Below are 17,679 nucleotides of genomic sequence, written 5' to 3' on the forward strand. Positions count from 1 at the left end.
TAACAATAATTATAATGGATATGATTGTCAGTTCGAGCGGAGTCGAGAACCTTTTGATATTAAGAACTGCAAGATAACATCGAGCAGCCCACCTTAGTTCTTGCCCAATCTGGACGTTTTGCAAACCATTTTTCAGATTCAGGCTGTTCATCATATGGATTTTTCAAAAGCTGAAATAATTCATCAACCAGAGTGTAATCTTCTTTATCTGCAGCATCAATGGCTAATTGAGCCATATAATTTCGAAGTACATATTTTGGATTAATTTGATTCATTTTTAAAGCTCTTTCTTGGTCAGAAAGTATTTCGGCATTTAATCTTTTCAAATAAACCGTAAACCATTTTTGCCAAGCATCGAGAATATTTTCTCTTATTTCTTCTGGAATATAAAATGCATATTCAATTTTTTCGAATGCTTGTTCTACAGAATCTTCTTTTTTAATTTTGCTAAGATTTCTAAAAAAGATAGTCATATCGGTTTCTGACAACTGCAAAATTCCCTCTAAACCTTTAATGATTTTATCATCAGCTTCACTTGAAGTAAAGATTCCTAATTTGCTTAAAAACATTATTTTGTAATCATTCTCAAACTCTGTCATAAATGAATCTAAGATCTTTTCTAAAGGTGCAGCTTCATTAACCAAAGGATAAAGCGCATTTGCCAATTGAAACAAATTCCATTGTGCTACCTGTGGCTGATTTCCGAAACGATATCTTCTGTTTTGGCTGTCAGTTGTATTTGGCGTCCAGTCTGGATCATAATTTTCAAGCCAGCCATACGGACCATAATCGATAGTAATTCCATGAATCGACATATTATCGGTATTCATTACACCATGCACAAATCCGACACGTTGCCAATGCAGAATCATTTCACGAGTTGTATCGGCAACTTTTTGAAAAAACTGTAAATATTGTTCTTTAGGTTCTCCTTTTATTTCAGGAAAATAGTGGTGAATTGTATATTCTACAAACTGTTTCAAATTTTTCAACTCATTTCGAGCCGTTAGCATTTCAAAGCTTCCGAAACGAATAAATGAAGGAGCAACACGACAAACAATTGCACCTTTTTCATAAGCAGGATTTCCGTTATACAAAATATCCCTTAAAACTTGATCTCCAGAAAGAGCAAGAGAAAGTGATCGAGTAGTAGGAACACCCAAATAGTGCATTGCTTCGGCACATAAATACTCTCTTATAGAAGAACGTAAAACAGCCAATCCGTCTGCAGTTCTTGAATAGGGAGTTTTTCCAGCTCCTTTTAATTGCAGAGTATAAAATTGATTGTTGTTTTCAACTTCCATCAAATTGATGGCACGACCATCGCCTAATTGTCCTGCCCAGTTTCCAAATTGATGTCCTGCATAGCACATCGCATAAGGACGTGATTCTGGAAGAATTTCTTTTCCAGAAAAAACATTTAAAAATTCTTCTGATTGAATTTCATCTTTAGTAATACCAACCAATTCAGCAACTTCTTGAGAAGCATGAATCAATTTTGGATTGGAAGGTTTTACTGGATTTACGTACGAAAACAGCGTGTCTTTAACCTGACGAATTTCATTTGTCAAATCTGGATCTGCTGGTAATTCGGCAGTAAAACGATTTTTTATTTTAAGATTTTTCATTTTTGTTGATTTTCTTTTTGCCAAAGATTATACAGAATAGAAGGATTTTATCCCTGTCTTTGTCAGGCTGAGCGAAGTCGAAGCTCAAATCCAATTGGAACGCCCTTCGACTTCGCTCAGGGTGACAATCTAATTCAGAGATAATTCTAATCTTTCATCTGTGTAATCTGTGGCTAGAACTAAATTTAGCTGATTAACCTATCAGCGTACATTTTTTTAAGTTTTTGAATTTTTGGATCAATTACAACTTGGCAATATCCAGCTTCTTGATTTTCATTATAATAATTCTGATGATAATCTTCGGCTTCGTAAAAAACTTCAAAAGGCTTTAATTGCGTTACAATTGGATCTGGATATGCAGGCTGAACTTCTTCAAATACTTTTTCTGCAATTTCTTTTTGTTCGTCATTATGATACAGAACGATAGAACGATATTGCGTTCCGCTATCGCCACCTTGACGATTTAAAGTTGTTGGATCATGACTTGTCATGAATATGAAAATTAAGTCATGATATGAAATTATGTCAGGGTTGAAAGTTACTTGAATCACTTCAGCATGTCCTGTTCTACCCGTGCATACTTCGCGATAAGCTGGATTCTTTATAAATCCGTCTGAATAACCCGATTTTATAGATTCTACACCTTTTATACGCTGTATTACAGCCTCAATACACCAAAAACATCCGCCACCAAAGGTAGCAACTGATAAATTTCCCATAAATAATGCTTTCTTTAAATTTAATGCCTATTAATTCGATAGGATATTATGATAATTTATTAAAAAAAAGTTCTTTTAACTAAAAATACCAAACGGTTACGTGGTGTTTGAAGTTTAGTATTGATAAATTCGCAATTTTATAAAAAAACTATATATTTGCACTCAAACACAGGCACAACTAATGAATAGCAAAAATAGTACCATGACCCTGGAAACGTATTTTCAGGAATTTAGACAAAATATTGTCGGTATAAACCAAGAATTTACGTCACCTTATGGCAGAAAATCAATAATTTACACCGATTGGACTGCCAGCGGAAGATTATATCGCCCTATTGAAGAAAAATTATTGAATCAATTTGGGCCATTTGTTGCCAATACACATACAGAAACGACTGTTTCTGGTACTGCCATGACAAAAGCATATCATCATGCTAGACATATTATTAAACGTCACGCTAATGCAAACCATGATGATGTACTGATTACGGATGGAACTGGAATGACGGGAGTTATCAATAAGTTTCAGCGTATTTTGGGATTGAAAATTCCTGAAAACTTAAAAGGTTTCACCAATGTTCCTGCTGAGAAGAAGCCAATTGTCTTTATCTCACATATGGAGCACCATTCTAACCAGACTTCTTGGTTGGAGACTATTGCAGATGTAGAAATTATTCCTTCTTGCGAGAAAGGGCTTTTCAATTTAGAAAATCTTGAAGTTTTATTAGAAAAATATAAAGATAGAACGATAAAAATCGCTTCTATTACAGCTTGTTCGAATGTTACGGGATTAAGAACTCCTTTTCACGAAGCGGCAAAATTGATGCATCAGTACAATGGTGTTTGTTTTGTTGATTTTGCTTGTTCTGGACCTTATGTAGAAATTGACATGCATCCTGCTGATCCAGAAGCCTATTTAGATGCTGTTTTTATGTCTCCACATAAATTCTTAGGAGGGCCAGGAACTTCTGGGGTTTTAATTTTCAATAAGAAATTATACAATAATATGATTCCTGATTGTCCTGGAGGAGGAACGGTAAGTTGGACAAATCCTTGGGGTGAACATAAATATATCGATAATATTGAAGATCGTGAAGATGGTGGAACACCTGGTTTTCTACAGGTTATTAAAATTGCACTTGCCATTGAATTGAAAGAAGAAATGGGGATTGAAAACATCATGGAGCGTGAGCACGAAATTGTTGATTATGTTTTCTCTCAATTGGATTCTGTCGAAAATATCAAAATTTTAGCAGGGCAGCACAAAGAGCGCCTTGGGGTCATTTCATTCTTTATTGATGATCTTCACTTTAATTTGGGAGTTAAAATTTTAAACGATCGTTTCGGAATTCAGACTAGAGGTGGATGCAGCTGTGCAGGAACGTATGGTCATTATTTATTGCACGTTGATCAAGAAACTTCTAATAAGCTGGTTAATGAAATTACAATTGGTGATTTAATCAAAAAACCAGGATGGATTAGAATGTCGATTCACCCAACGACTACAGATGAGGAAATTGCTTTTGTTTGTGAAAGTATAAAAGAGTTGGCGGCAAATCATAAAACTTGGGCATTGGATTATTCTTATGATAAAATGCTTAACGAGTTTATTCATAAAGATGCAACTTCATTTGAAGATGAACTAGTGGAAAGCTGGTTTAAATCTTAGATTTATAACTTCAAATAGCTAAAGATTTTTTAGCCACAGATTACACGGATTAACACTGATTTTTTAAATCTTTTAATCTTTCTAATCTGTGGCTATTTTTTTTTAACGCAAAGATCGCAAAGATCGCAAAGATTATTAATGATTTTTTTTGATAATCTTTGTGTTTACTAAGGTCGCAAAGAAGAAAAACCAATAACTACATAATCAATCGAACGCCACCAAGATCGGCCACACGGTAAGAGAATTTGTTTCCCGGAGAACCGATAAACATAAAGTTTTTTGGGATTTTCCATTTTTCAGAAAGCTCGTCGATTATTTCGGGACCAAATGTGCCTTCAATTTCTATGTATTCTATATCTAGTCCGCCGTAAGCGCGATCTAAAACTTCGAGATCTTTTTTAAGCGCTTCGTTGTCTACAGGATCTTTTTTGACATGAACAATTTTTAATTTCTTTGTAGTTTCGTTGTCTTCAACGTATTGTAAGACTTTGTTCAAGATCGTAATGTCATCTCCTTTTGTAAAGAAAACAAACTCTTGAGAGTTAATTTCGGAACTCAGTTTTTCCAGATAACGATTACTGAGAATAACCATTTTGCGCAATGGCTGATAGAAATATTCTAAAGCTTCTATTAATAGACGAATTAAAATAACGCGATTGAGCATAATTCCAATAAAGATTAAGGCTGGAATCATATATTGCAAAAAGGTATAAAACGAATTGATGTTGAGGAGCATATTTCCAAAAAAAGCAGCTATTACAGAAGCTACTGCAATTACGACCGCAATACCTCGCGCACGTTCTGGTCTTGGCAGTTTTCTGCGTTTGTATTTTAAAAGCAGGTTTCCGATTCCGAAAAGAGCCATAACAGCTAAAAATGAAAAAGTATAAACTCCAGCAAGAGATTCCAAATGCCCGTTTGTCGCAAAAAGAACTGAAATGCAAAGAATTAGAAAACTTAGAACAATTCTATAATGAGAACCTCTTTTGTTTTGTTTTAGAAAATAATTAGGAAGAATTCGGTCTAATGTCATTCGGTTTAAAAGCCCTGAAACCCCTACAAATGAAGTTAAAACGGCTCCACAGAGCACCATAACGGCATCTATAGAGATCAGCCATGCTAACCAAGATCCGCCTGTTGTTTCTCCTAAATGCGCTAAAAGGGATTCTTTATTTTCTCCAACTTCTGTTAGCGGAATTACGCTAATTAACAAAATAGCAATTACGGGATTGAAGAAACTTACGATTCCCCACATGTTTCTAAGCGTCTTAGGAAAAACACCATGTTCTTGTTCTTCAACAAAATTGGCTGAACTCTCAAAACCTGAGATCCCCAACATGGCAGCCGAAAAGCCAAGAAAAAGAGCAGTTTGTATGCTTCCTGATGAAATTGGTGTTTGCCAATTGATGTGAAAAGTATCTAATCCGTGAGTTAGGACAAACCAGATTGACGCTAAAACCAGCAAAGTCAAGGTTCCTAAATGTGTCATAAAGATAATGACGGCCACAAATGCCGATTCTCCAATACCTAAAATGGCTAATCCCGTAAACAGAATTAAAACGACTACTGTTGCAATGGTTACATTTAGACCTTCAAAGATTCCGTGCAAATAATGCATTCCCTCAGAAGCTGAAATTACAGCGGTTGCCATATAGGATAAAACCGTTAAAGTCGCTGCTAAAGAAGCCAGACGTTTGGTCGAAGTGTTTAATAAAACATTGTAAGCACCACCATTTAAGGGAATTGCTCCAACAACTTCAGCGTAAATTTTACGGAAAAGAAATAATACAACAGCAACAATTAGAAGTGAAATCCAAGCATATTGACCTGCATATAAAATGGTTAACGCTGAAACATATAAGCAAGAAGAGCTAATATCGTTTCCGCAAATTGCAGTTGCCTGTAATTCATTTAATTTTTTGTGTACGATTTCTTTCATTAGTATCTAAAATTTACACTTTTAGTAAAATTAAGTAACAAAAAAATTAGAATCGAGCGCGAGGCAAATAGTAATATATGCTAATTGTAACGTATTGTTTTATTTGGCATTCTGAAATTGTTTCAGTGCTGATAAGGCTTGCGATTGAACTTTCTTCTGAAAAAATCCTGTCCAACCTAATAAATAGCCCGTGATGCCAAAAGCTTGTTTAGACCATTTCCAGACATCAAAACTATCGGTGTGTTTGATAATTAATCCGTCTTGAAAAATAAAATGGGCAGAGATTTTATTGACAACTTTTCTATTTGTTTTGCTAAAATTATAGGTAGCGGTCCAATTTGCTGAACCAGTCGCATCATCGGCAGTTATGTTCGAAAATTCGATTTTTAAATTGCCTTTACTTTTTAGAAGTAACATTTCCCACATTTTAGAAACCTGTTCTTCTTTTAATAATCCAAAAGCTGGATCTATAAAATGAACTTTCGGATGATAGCATTCACTCATCGTTTTAGCATCTGCATTTGCGAAAGCAGTATAGAATTTTGCAATTAAAGCCTCATTTGCATTCATAAAAATATATTTATGTTAAATATAAGGTTTATTAAATTAAAAAATCATTACAAAACACTAATTTCTTTTGCTGTATCAAATGTTTTTTTAGTTTTATCAAATGCTGTTGAGAAATACTTCACTTTGCTGTAAGCAGTAAAATGTCCCGTTAGATTCCCTGAAATATCTGGACCTCCAGCAATTATAAACCTTATCGCATAAATATCGGTCTTTTTAAGTTTCAGCCATTCAGCAGGCGTAAAATAATAGTAGGCAGTTGTTTTTCCGTCTGCAGATTCTTTTACGTTCTTATCTGTGCAGGCAATAACATCTGCATTGGTTAAATCGACATAAACGCCACCAGCAATTTTTGCTTTGTCACTTGCTGTTGAAACAGTTAGTTTTAAAATGCCTCCTTTTTCCGTTTTAGCTATTTGAACGTTAATTTCGCCAGAGTAAGCATATTTTTCGCAAATAAAAGTGTATTCTTGTGTTGCTGGATAGGGAGCTGAACCTTTTACACTCATTGTTTGCTGTGCTGAAGCAAAAGTTGAAATAAAAAATAATAGGAGTAGTGGCAGTTTAAAATTCATATATATGGTATTTATTGTTCGGCTAATTTGGCATCAAATTTCTCATCCCAATCCATAGATTTTATGGCAGAAATAAGATTGTCTTCATTTACAAAAATGCGCAATTCTTTATTGGCCACTTTTTTAGTGTACAAGGCATGATAGCGGTAAATGACTTCTTGTTTGGTTTTGTAAACTCCATCTAATTTTAAATCTATAAAACTTCCGTAATATTGTCTAAATCTTTGGCAGGTCTTTGTTAAACGCTCTTCTGTAGTGTTTTCCATAACCGATTTAGTAACTTCAGTTTCATTAAAAGGTTTAAATTTTGAAGTGTTACAAGTTTCTAAAACTCTCTTTCCTAAATCATACGCTTTTCGCTGCTGATTTGCATTTACTTCTTCTCCAGAAACTTTTTTAATTTTTAAATCTTCTGTATCTCTACTTACTGTTTTCGACTTACATCCAATTAGCAATAACAAACATATAATCAATCCTGCTTTCTTCATAACTATTTAAGTAATTTTTAATAATAAGTTAGGATCGGGACAATTTTCGATATAAAAGTTTAGGTCATTTGTATTGCAGACGCCTGGATAGTCTCCCCAATAATCGCCAATATTATGGATAATCTGAAAATGCAAATGAGGGGCGTAATCTCCATTTACTGAGGCATTTCCTAAAGTCGCAATCTTTTCGCCTTTCTTAAATTGGTCTCCGATATTTAAATTTTCTATACTTTCTAACGATAAATGTCCGTATAAAGTATAAAATTTCTCATTTTCTACTTCATGTTCTAAAATAATGGTCGGTCCATAATCGCCCAGGCCAATATTGTTTTTAAAACTATGAACAATTCCGTCAAGGGCAGCAAGCACGGCTATTCCAGCTTCGGCCCATAAATCTAATCCGATGTGAATATTACGTTCGGGTTTGGAAACATCTAAAAAAATAGGACTTCTTTGATATAAAAATCTTCCTTCTATATAACCGCCAAAGGCAACTTTAGCGTTATTTTCTTTTAAAAATTTTGAAATGTATTTTTCAAAATCTTCTGAGGTATCCAATTTTTGACTTACTAATTCCTCATTCGAAACCGATAAATTTAACGGCGTATATTCTGAAATATTAATTGAGGCATCAATAATTTTAGTAGGTGGCTGGGCATTTAAGATTGAGGTAAGGGGCTTCATAAAACTAGGCAACTTTATTTATAATTATTAATTCATTATGTACTTCGATTCGGGGCAGCATTTTGGTTTGAAACAATTTCGGATTAACTTCAGTCACATATTTTCTATTTCGAACATTATGGGCTTCGTCTAATATCATGGTGTTGAATAAAACAAAACCAGCATCTTTTAAAATCGTGCAGATTCTATCTACAAAAAACTTCTCAAACAAAAAGTTAGGCATATGTATATCTTCAAAAATATCAATTATTATGAGATCGTATTTCTCTTTTGTTTTTAAAACAAATTCAAATGCATCATCAATAACTACTTCCAACTGCTTAATTTGATTAAGATTAAAATACTGATTTGCAATCTCAATCATATCGGGATCGATTTCTACGCCAGTAATCTTTTCTTTGTATTCGATCTCATCTACTAATGTTTTAACTACGCTTCCGCCCGCTACACCCAATAATAAGATGTGCTCCATTTCTAGAATTTTATCGTAACCAATATTTCGAAGTCCGTACCTTAATATACGCTGTAGACTTCCGTATGAATAATTGGTGTTTTCAGTGTCCAATACTAATTCTCCATTTGCCCAGGTAACTTCGATCATTTTACTTCGGGTCGATTTTTTCTTAAATATTTTTATTGGAATTAAGTAACTGAAAAATTTTCGAATCATTTTTTATGCTTTTACTCAAATTTACCATTAAATCTTTTATTTTGCACGAAATATTAAATCTTTAATGAAAAAACTATTCTATAAATTCGTCTTTTTTAAGCTAATGGGTTGGAAAATAGTAGGAATCGAAAATGCAGAAATTAAAAAATGTATTCTCATGGTGATGCCTCACACGAGTAATCATGATTTTTATATCGGACTTTTTACTCGAGGCATCTCTGGACTGCAGATGAATTGGGTAGGAAAGAAAGAATTGTTTCGTTTTCCGTTTGGTTATTACTTTAAAAATGTTGGAGGAGAGCCTTTAGATCGTTCCGGCGGATTAAATAAAGTAGATTCTATTGCTGCCATTTTTGATAGAAAAGAAACCTTTCGTTTAGCTGTTGCTCCCGAAGGAACTAGAAAAAAAGTAAAAGAAATTAAAACAGGATTTTATTTTATCGCGCTTAAAGCGAATGTTCCAATTGTTCCCGTAGCTTTTGATTGGGGTAAAAAAGAAGTAAATCTGGGCAAGCCATTTTATCCAACTGGAAATTACGAAGCCGATTTTGAAATCTTAAAAAAACACTATGAAGGAGTTTTGGGAAAAATTCCTGAAAATGGAGTGAAATTGTAATTTCTGAGATTTTTTTCAAACGCGCGAGAATCGCATATTTGAAAATTTTCTGGACTAGGAATTAAATACGCGCTAATTTTTGCATTACGGAGAATAGGCTTTAAAAGTTCCATTTTTATAGAATAAGACTATTTTTTCAATTTCATCATCTTCAAAATTAATATTTACATTTTTTGAAGGTGATACTTTTTTTATTTCGCTCTTTTCTTCTTCATTTTTTTCAATGGAAGAAAACAAATCGGTACCTATATTTTCATTGGATGAAATTGGAGTAGGAGATTCTGGAATTTGTAAATTTTCGTCATGGTTTTTAGGAAAACTTCCTTTCCCAACTAAAATCCAATATAGATCAACATCAGGAAAAACCTCTAGAATTTTCATTACAAAATCTAAACTGGGTTTGTTTCTCCCAGATAAAAGATGAGACATACTAGAACGTTGTACGCCAATTTTATCTGCAAAGGTAGAAGCATTTAAACCATAATAATCTAATATGGTTTCGAGCCTTTTTACAAAATCATCTATGTTTACCATTGTGAATTTATGTTTTGAATTATCCTATTTACAAATGTAAACAAAAAGTAAAAACACTCCAATATTGTTGTTTCATTTTTAATAGGAGTTTAGTTTTATGTTAAATATAAAATTTATATAAAGAATTATAATTAACTGAAATTAAAATATTTATAAATTAAATAAAGATTAAACGACTCTATTAAAACAAGTTAAAGCTTAAACAAATAAATACTTTATAATATTGTTTACAAATCTAAATTATTAAATTTTTCTTTTGTTTACAATTGTAAAAATAAAGATATTTACTTTTGTAAACTAATCAAATTGCAATGAATTTAGAACAACTTTTTATACAATATAAAGAACAGTCCATATCTGGAAGATATCTTACTTTAGATCATATTAAACCTCTATTAGATAAGTTAAATACAAATGGGCAAGTAGAGATTATTGGTACATCAGTTTTAGGCGAACCTATATATAGTTATCAAATCGGAACAGGAAAAACACGTGCTTATCTATGGTCTCAAATGCATGGTAACGAAAGCACAACAACAAAAGCTTTATTTGATTTCATTAATTTATTAAATGACGATACTGATTTTGCTAAGCAAATGTTGGAGACTTTTACTTTCTACTGTATTCCTATGCTTAATCCAGATGGAGCGAGACTTTATACACGAGCGAATGCAAATGAAGTAGATTTAAATCGTGATTCTCAAGACCTGACACAGCCAGAAAGCAAAGTCCTACGTGAAGTATTTGAAAAATTTAAACCAGATTTTTGTTTTAACCTTCACGACCAGCGTACAATCTTTGGAGCAGGAACGACAGGAAAACCAGCAACAGTTTCTTTTTTAGCTCCTTCTTATAATGAAGAAAGAGAAGTAAACAATAATAGATTGAAAGCTATCAATATTATTGCAGGAATCAATGAAGAACTTCAAAAATACATTCCCGGACAGGTCGGTCGATTTGATGACTCATTCAATATTAATTGTATAGGAGACACTTTTCAATTTTTAGGTGTTCCTACTATTTTATTTGAGGCTGGCCACTTTCCAGAAGATTACGAGCGAGAAATTACTAGGAAATTCATATTTTTCGCGTTAATTTTAAGCTTCAAACTAATATTCGAAAACGATTTAGTTGACAATAGATTTTCTGAATATTTGAATATTTCACAAAATAACGTGGTTTTTTATGATTTTATGTATAAAAATGTCAAAATAAATTATGATGGTATCGAAATTATTACGAATTTTGTCGCACAATACAAAGAAGAATTAATCGAAAATAAGATTCATTTTAATGCTTACATAGTAGAAGTAGGTGAGCTGGAAAATTATTTTGGGCATTACGAATACGACGCAAAAGGCACAGAATATTCGGACGATTTCCAAAATTTTCCAAAAACGGGTCAGAAAGCAAATTTTTATTTAAATAAAAATGTTAAATTTGTTAACGGATTAATAAAAAGTTAATTTTTATGTGAATTTGTTGTTTTTTATATATAATTTTATACTTTGTAATAGCAATTAGTAATATTAATTAAACAATTATGAGTAAATTTCGTTTAGATGAAGTAGATCACCAGATTTTAGATATGTTAATAGACAATACGAGAGTTCCGTTTACTGACATTGCAAAAAAACTATTGATATCTGCTGGTACAGTACACGTTAGAGTTAAAAAGATGGAAGATGCCGGTATCATCATGGGGTCTTCATTAGCCTTGGATTACGATAAATTAGGTTATTCATTTATTGCTTATGTAGGGGTTTTTCTAAATAATACATCTCAAACTAAATTTGTATTAGAGAGAATCAATCAAATTCCATTCGTAACTGTAGCTTCTGTAACTACAGGAAAATTCAACATTTTTTGTAAAATTAGAGCAAAAGATACTAAGCACGCGAAAGAAGTTATCTTTATGATTGACGATATTGATGGTGTTTACAGAACAGAAACAATGATTTCATTAGAGGAAAGTATAAACGATAAGAAGCGTTTGATGCATACTATTTTCAAAAATATGTAATAACTTTTCTTGAATGCTATATTAAAATATAACCTCAAGTTTATTCTTGGGGTTTTTTTATGACTAATTAACCAACCAACTATAACACGATTATGTATACGTTGCCAAAAATTGAGCGTTTTAATCAAGACGTTCTCTCAAAATACCACATTTATAATAGTGTTTTCATAACATTGCCTTTTGACTCTATAGATAACACAGGAGTTTTACTTCCTTTATTTACAGAGACTTGCGAAACGGGCTTTAAAAAACAAGAAACACCGAAAGAGATCGTAGATTTCTTTTCTAATAAATTCTTAAACAATACCTCTGAAGATGAAAAAATCGATCTTATGTTTCGATTTATTCAGTATATAGAACGTCAAATTGTATTGTTTGATGCCATTGAAGATGCTGCTTTTCCAGAAGTTAACAATATGGAAGGCCGTGGATCTCTTCGTGATATTAAGGAGAAATCGGATGCCAAAGAGAAAGATGACGAATTGGTGGAGTTTCTAGAAAACTTTAACGTTCGTACAGTTTTAACAGCGCATCCTACTCAGTTTTATCCAGGACCTGTTTTAGGAATTATAAATGACTTGACAGAAGCTATTCGTCAAAATGATTTACTTCAAATTAAACAATTACTTGCTCAATTAGGAAAAACGCCTTTCATTCAGAAAGAAAAACCAAATCCTTATGATGAAGCAGTAAGCTTAATTTGGTACCTGGAAAATGTATTTTATGCTACCGCAGGAGAAATTGTGCATTATTTGCAGAAAAACATTTTAAACGGAAATCCGATTCATAATCAATTAATAAAACTTGGATTCTGGCCAGGAGGTGATCGTGACGGAAATCCTTTTGTTACTACCGATATTACACTTAAAGTTGCAGATCGTTTGCGTACCTCAATTTTGAAGTGCTATTATGTAGAAATGAGAAACTTAAAACGTAAGCTAACTTTCTCAGGTGTAGATGATTTAGTAGCAGAACTTGAACATAAGCTTTATCGTTCTGTATTCTATTCTAAAGGGGATATTTTTATTACTTTAGAAGAATTACTGACTCAACTAAACAAAATTAGAGATATAATTATTGAGAAACATCAATCTTTATATTTGGATGAATTAGATGCGCTTTTAGTAAAAATTAATTTATTCGGATTCCATTTTGCGACTTTAGATATTCGTCAGAATAGTAAAATTCACAATGCCGTTTTCAAAGATGTGGTAGACTATTATTTGAATTCTGGTTCAGATGTTTTTCCTAAAAATTATTTCGAATTGACAGAAGATCAAAAAATTGATGTTCTTTCTAAGGTAAAAGGAAATTTAAATCCAGTCGATTTCGAAAATGAAATCACCAGATATACTTTAGAATCGGTGCAAGCTATTAAAACCATTCAGCAAAATAATGGTGAAGAAGGAGCGAACCGTTATATTATCAGTAATAACGAAAGCGCGCTGAATGTGATGGAAACATTTGCGATGATTCGTTTGAATAATTGGGAAAAACCAACAGTTGATATTATTCCGCTTTTTGAATCTGTAGACGATTTGCAAAATGCACACGCTATTATGGAGCAATTGTATACCAATCCAGAATATGCCAAACATTTAAAATCAAGAGGAAATAAGCAAACTATAATGCTTGGATTCTCTGATGGAACTAAAGATGGTGGCTATTTAATGGCAAACTGGAGTATTTATCAAGCTAAAATTTCGCTGACTAAAATTTCTAGAGAATACGGAATTAAAGCCATTTTCTTTGATGGTCGTGGTGGACCTCCAGCTCGTGGTGGTGGAAAAACACATAAATTCTATGCTTCTTTAGGTCCAAAAATTGAAAACAACGAAATTCAGATTACAGTTCAAGGTCAAACTATTAGCTCTAATTTTGGAACTTTAGATTCTTGCCGATACAATATCGAAAACTTATTGAGTGCCGGTGTTACCAATCAAGTATTTAGTAAAGAGAAAAATGAACTAACAGCTGATGAAACTCAAATCTTAACGGATTTAGCCAATTTAGGTTATGAGAAATATTTAAGTTTCAAAAACCATCCAAAGTTTATTCCGTACTTAGAGAAAATGAGTACGCTGAAATACTATTCTAAGACCAATATCGGAAGCCGTCCTTCAAAAAGAAGTAAATCTGAATCTTTAGATTTTGCCGATTTAAGAGCAATTCCGTTCGTAGGTTCATGGAGTCAATTAAAGCAAAACGTTCCAGGATTTTTTGGAGTAGGTTCGGCATTAAAACATTTTGAAGAATCGGGACAATGGAACAAAGTAAGCGATTTATACCACAATTCATTGTTTTTCAAAACTTTGCTTGAAAACAGTATGATGTCATTAGCAAAATCATTCTTGCCTTTGACAGCTTATATGAAAAATGATCCTGAGTTTGGCGAATTCTGGCAGATTATTTACGATGAATTCTCAGAGACAAAACGTCTTTTGTTGAAAATCGCTGATCACAAAACATTGATGGAAAATTATCCTGATGGTATTGCTTCTATTCAAATAAGAGAGCGTATTGTTTTACCTTTATTGACAATTCAGCAATATGCTTTATTGAGAATCAATGAGCTAAACAAAGAACAAACTCCTGATGAAGAATTGATTAAAGTTTATGAGAAAATCGTAACGAGATCACTATTCGGAAATACGAATGCAAGTAGAAACTCAGCTTAAAACGATAAAAAATGAGAGCATCAGAATTATTGGAAAATGAATATTCAGGTCATTTTGGAACTTACATTAAAGCAGCTGGAGATGGTATTTTAATTGAAGAATTGGAAATTTCTCTTCATGAGTTCATTCGATTTGTTCAAAATATTCCAATGGATAAATTTGATTATCGCTACGAGGAGGGGAAGTGGACTATCAAAGATATTATTCAGCACGTAATAGATACGGAGAGAATTTTTGCATATCGTGCTTTGCGTTTTTCAAGAAACGATAAAACGCCTTTACCAAGCTTTGAGGAAAATGATTATGCAGACAATACAAATTCAAACAGCAGAAGTATTCAAGATCTGCTTACTGAATTTTCAGCGGTAAGACATTCGACTTTATTATTTTACAAAAGTTTATCCGAAGAACAGTTGAAGAGAATTGGAACTGCGTCTAATAATCCGATTTCTGTTCGCGCTTTAGGTTTTGTCATTATTGGACATCAAAAACACCATCAGAAAGTTTTTGAGGAACGATATTTGTAAAATATACTTTATAACAAAAAACTGTACTTGAAAAAGTACAGTTTTTTGCTTTTAGAAACAGGAGCTTCGGCTTCGCTCAGCCTGACAATGATAGTGTTTTATAAATTGGTATGTCAGGCTGAGCGAAGTCGAAGCCTTTTTATTTATGCTTTTTGATGTTTTCTTTCCAGAAATGCTAAACCAAATCGAATTTTATCATAAGACATTTTTTCTTCAAAATAATCGAAGTAAGGTCTTAATGCATTTGGATTTTCTAATTCGATCTGAGCTTTTTCAATTTGAAGAATTTCTTCTTCCGAAACAAATTGACTTAAATCTATATTATTTCCGTCAACGTATAATTTAGCCAGATGAGAAATAATTGTAGTTTCTCCCAGATTTCGTTGCTCAGCAATTTCCTTCACAGAAAGTCCCGCTTGAAATAATTCTAGCGTTTTTTTGTAAGTATTCTCTTTTTTCTCCTTTTTTACAACCGATTTGTTTCGCTGAAATTCGATGATAGCATTTATAAAATCCGCTCCGTATTTTTCTAGTTTGGCTTTTCCGACACCTTCAACTGCCAAGAAGTCTTCATCTGACATTGGTCTTAAAACTTCCATTTGCCTCAATGAAGCATCGCTAAAAATAACATAAGCTGGAACTTCTTCTTCTTGAGCAATTTCGTAGCGTAGTTTTCTAAGCGTTTCAAAAAGAGAATTTTTAGCAGCTTTTGGTTTTGTTTCCTTGGCTTCACTTTTATCAATTACTTTTTTGACAACTGTTGTCAGTTTCACTTTTTCTCCTTCAAATAAAACTTTCTTAGCAAAAGGAGTAAGCAAAATTTTATTATGCTGATGAAAAGCAATTTCACAATATCCTAAATTGATAAGCTGAATAAGATATTGATTCCAATCGTACCAGGAAACATCAGCGCCAATTCCGTACGTTTTTAGCTCTTGATAATTTTTTTCGTAGATATACGCGTTTCTAGAGCCTCTCAAAAAATCGACAATTACAGCTAGAGGTTCAGATTCTTTTAATCGTACAATTGCAGATAAGGCTTTTTGCGCGAGAATCGTCCCATCGAAAAAAGTTGGCGGATTTTTGCAAATATCGCAGTTTCCGCAATTTTCAGTTACCAGTTCGCCAAAATAAGACAGCAGAATTTTTCTGCGACAGCTTACAGCATCGGCATATTGCTTCATACGATCTAATTTTGCAAGCTGAATATCCGAGTTCAATCCTTCAGATGCAAATTTCTGCAATTGAATTACATCGGCGTAACTTTCAAACAAAACGGTTTCAGCTGGCAAACCATCTCGGCCCGCACGCCCAATTTCTTGGTAATATCCTTCTATATTTTTTGGAAGATTGTAATGAATAACCCATCGAACATTTGACTTGTCAATTCCCATTCCGAAAGCAATAGTAGCACAAACTACTTGACAATCGTCATTAATAAATTGATCCTGAGTTTTCGCACGCGTTTCATTATCTAAGCCTGCATGATATGCTTTAGCTTCAATTCCGTTCTTTTTGAGTTTTTCAGCAAGTTCCTCTGTAGTTTTGCGACTCAAGCAATAAATTATTCCAGATTCATTGGGTTTGTTTTCGATAAAATCAATGATTTGCTTAACGCGATCCAAAGCAGGACGAACTTCTAGACTCAAATTTGCTCTATCAAAAGAAGCGATAAACGTTTTTGGATTCTTAAGATTTAATTGCTTGGTTATGTCTGTTCGTGTTGCTTTGTCAGCAGTCGCAGTTAAGGCCAAAATTGGAGTAGAGGGGAAGCGACTTTTTAGATAACCCAAATTAGTATAAGCAGGTCTAAAGTCATGACCCCAAGACGAAATACAATGTGCTTCATCAATTGCTATTAAGCTAATGTTCAACTCATTGAAAGCCATATCCAAATAAGAAAGACTTTCAGGGGCGATATAAACTAACTTAAAATGATTTGTTTTTAAATTATCAATATAATATTGCTGCTCTTGAGAAGATTGGCTGCTATTAATAAAACAAGCAGAAATTCCGTTTGTCTTTAAACTATCAACCTGATCTTTCATTAATGCAATCAAAGGTGATATAACAACTGTTATTCCTGGTAGAATTAAAGCGGGTAGTTGAAAACATATTGATTTTCCACCTCCAGTGGGCATAATTGCCAAGGTATCTTGTCCAGATAATATGGTATTAATTATGGTTTCTTGATTGGGTCTGAATCTTTCGAAACCAAAATTTTCTTTTAGTGTAGTATGTAGAATTTCTGAAGTCATAGGCATATATTTTTTATTCAAGATTTAAATGTAAAAATAATCCTATAAAAATAAAAATATAAATTGGTTTTGTTGATTTCTTGTGTGTCATAAAAAAAAGGAAC

16 protein-coding genes are annotated in these 17,679 nt (G+C 33.0%); 6 read left to right on the forward strand and 10 right to left on the reverse strand.

Annotated elements, in window-relative coordinates; translation table 11 throughout:
• Positions 1-59 precede the first annotated feature (59 nt).
• Together AC3Y25_RS16750 and msrA are read right to left on the reverse strand one after the other, a co-directional pair.
• Positions 60-1,628 carry a protein adenylyltransferase SelO gene (locus AC3Y25_RS16750; RefSeq protein ID WP_489903514.1) on the reverse strand — a complete coding sequence of 523 codons (1,569 nt, stop codon included), beginning with the start codon at positions 1,626-1,628 and terminating at the stop codon, positions 60-62.
• 185 nt (positions 1,629-1,813) lie between these two features.
• Positions 1,814-2,347 (reverse strand): peptide-methionine (S)-S-oxide reductase MsrA, encoded by a 534-nt coding sequence (gene msrA, locus AC3Y25_RS16755; protein WP_250836174.1) that lies wholly within the window; start codon positions 2,345-2,347, stop codon positions 1,814-1,816.
• Positions 2,348-2,528: 181 nt separating this feature from the next.
• Here msrA and AC3Y25_RS16760 point away from each other — a divergent pair, with 181 nt between their 5' ends.
• Positions 2,529-4,016 carry an aminotransferase class V-fold PLP-dependent enzyme gene (locus tag AC3Y25_RS16760; protein WP_489903515.1) on the forward strand — a complete coding sequence of 496 codons (1,488 nt, stop codon included), beginning with the start codon at positions 2,529-2,531 and terminating at the stop codon, positions 4,014-4,016.
• Between the two features lie 196 nt (positions 4,017-4,212).
• On the opposite strand, the gene AC3Y25_RS16765 is transcribed toward AC3Y25_RS16760, so the two are convergent.
• From AC3Y25_RS16765 to AC3Y25_RS16790, 6 genes are all read right to left on the reverse strand, one after another.
• Positions 4,213-5,955, reverse strand: a complete 1,743-nt coding sequence (locus tag AC3Y25_RS16765; protein ID WP_489903516.1) for an APC family permease — start codon at positions 5,953-5,955, stop codon at positions 4,213-4,215.
• A gap of 99 nt (positions 5,956-6,054) precedes the next feature.
• Positions 6,055-6,525 carry a nuclear transport factor 2 family protein gene (locus AC3Y25_RS16770; protein ID WP_489903517.1) on the reverse strand — a complete coding sequence of 157 codons (471 nt, stop codon included), beginning with the start codon at positions 6,523-6,525 and terminating at the stop codon, positions 6,055-6,057.
• Positions 6,526-6,572: 47 nt separating this feature from the next.
• Complete coding sequence (locus tag AC3Y25_RS16775; protein WP_489903518.1) at positions 6,573-7,097, reverse strand: hypothetical protein; 525 nt, start codon at positions 7,095-7,097, stop codon at positions 6,573-6,575.
• An 11-nt stretch (positions 7,098-7,108) separates the two neighbouring features.
• On the reverse strand, positions 7,109-7,585 hold the full coding sequence (locus AC3Y25_RS16780; RefSeq protein WP_095931193.1) for a hypothetical protein: 477 nt from the start codon (positions 7,583-7,585) through the stop codon (positions 7,109-7,111).
• Positions 7,586-7,591: 6 nt separating this feature from the next.
• The gene (locus tag AC3Y25_RS16785) at positions 7,592-8,269 is read right to left on the reverse strand and encodes a peptidoglycan DD-metalloendopeptidase family protein (protein ID WP_489903519.1); all 678 of its coding nucleotides are present in this window, start codon (positions 8,267-8,269) and stop codon (positions 7,592-7,594) included.
• A 4-nt stretch (positions 8,270-8,273) separates the two neighbouring features.
• Positions 8,274-8,939 (reverse strand): spermidine synthase, encoded by a 666-nt coding sequence (locus AC3Y25_RS16790; RefSeq protein WP_489903520.1) that lies wholly within the window; start codon positions 8,937-8,939, stop codon positions 8,274-8,276.
• Between the two features lie 64 nt (positions 8,940-9,003).
• Here AC3Y25_RS16790 and AC3Y25_RS16795 point away from each other — a divergent pair, with 64 nt between their 5' ends.
• Positions 9,004-9,555, forward strand: coding sequence for a 1-acyl-sn-glycerol-3-phosphate acyltransferase (locus AC3Y25_RS16795; RefSeq protein WP_489903521.1), 552 nt, complete (start codon positions 9,004-9,006; stop codon positions 9,553-9,555).
• Positions 9,556-9,639: 84 nt separating this feature from the next.
• Here AC3Y25_RS16795 and AC3Y25_RS16800 read toward each other — a convergent pair whose 3' ends face one another.
• Positions 9,640-10,089, reverse strand: coding sequence for a helix-turn-helix domain-containing protein (locus AC3Y25_RS16800; RefSeq protein ID WP_489903522.1), 450 nt, complete (start codon positions 10,087-10,089; stop codon positions 9,640-9,642).
• A gap of 311 nt (positions 10,090-10,400) precedes the next feature.
• Here AC3Y25_RS16800 and AC3Y25_RS16805 point away from each other — a divergent pair, with 311 nt between their 5' ends.
• From AC3Y25_RS16805 to AC3Y25_RS16820, 4 genes are all read left to right on the forward strand, one after another.
• On the forward strand, positions 10,401-11,555 hold the full coding sequence (locus AC3Y25_RS16805; protein WP_489903523.1) for a M14 family metallopeptidase: 1,155 nt from the start codon (positions 10,401-10,403) through the stop codon (positions 11,553-11,555).
• Between the two features lie 77 nt (positions 11,556-11,632).
• Positions 11,633-12,112, forward strand: a complete 480-nt coding sequence (locus tag AC3Y25_RS16810; protein ID WP_008468989.1) for an Lrp/AsnC family transcriptional regulator — start codon at positions 11,633-11,635, stop codon at positions 12,110-12,112.
• Between the two features lie 92 nt (positions 12,113-12,204).
• Positions 12,205-14,790, forward strand: coding sequence for a phosphoenolpyruvate carboxylase (locus tag AC3Y25_RS16815; protein ID WP_489903524.1), 2,586 nt, complete (start codon positions 12,205-12,207; stop codon positions 14,788-14,790).
• Positions 14,791-14,801: 11 nt separating this feature from the next.
• Positions 14,802-15,317: a DinB family protein gene (locus AC3Y25_RS16820; RefSeq protein WP_489903525.1), complete on the forward strand. Its 516-nt coding sequence runs from the start codon at positions 14,802-14,804 to the stop codon at positions 15,315-15,317.
• A gap of 143 nt (positions 15,318-15,460) precedes the next feature.
• Here the strand turns inward: AC3Y25_RS16820 and recQ are convergent, their stop codons facing one another.
• Positions 15,461-17,575, reverse strand: coding sequence for a DNA helicase RecQ (gene recQ / locus AC3Y25_RS16825; protein ID WP_489903526.1), 2,115 nt, complete (start codon positions 17,573-17,575; stop codon positions 15,461-15,463).
• Positions 17,576-17,679: the final 104 nt, after the last annotated feature.

The sequence above is a fragment of the Flavobacterium sp. LK-23 genome (assembly GCF_058135255.1).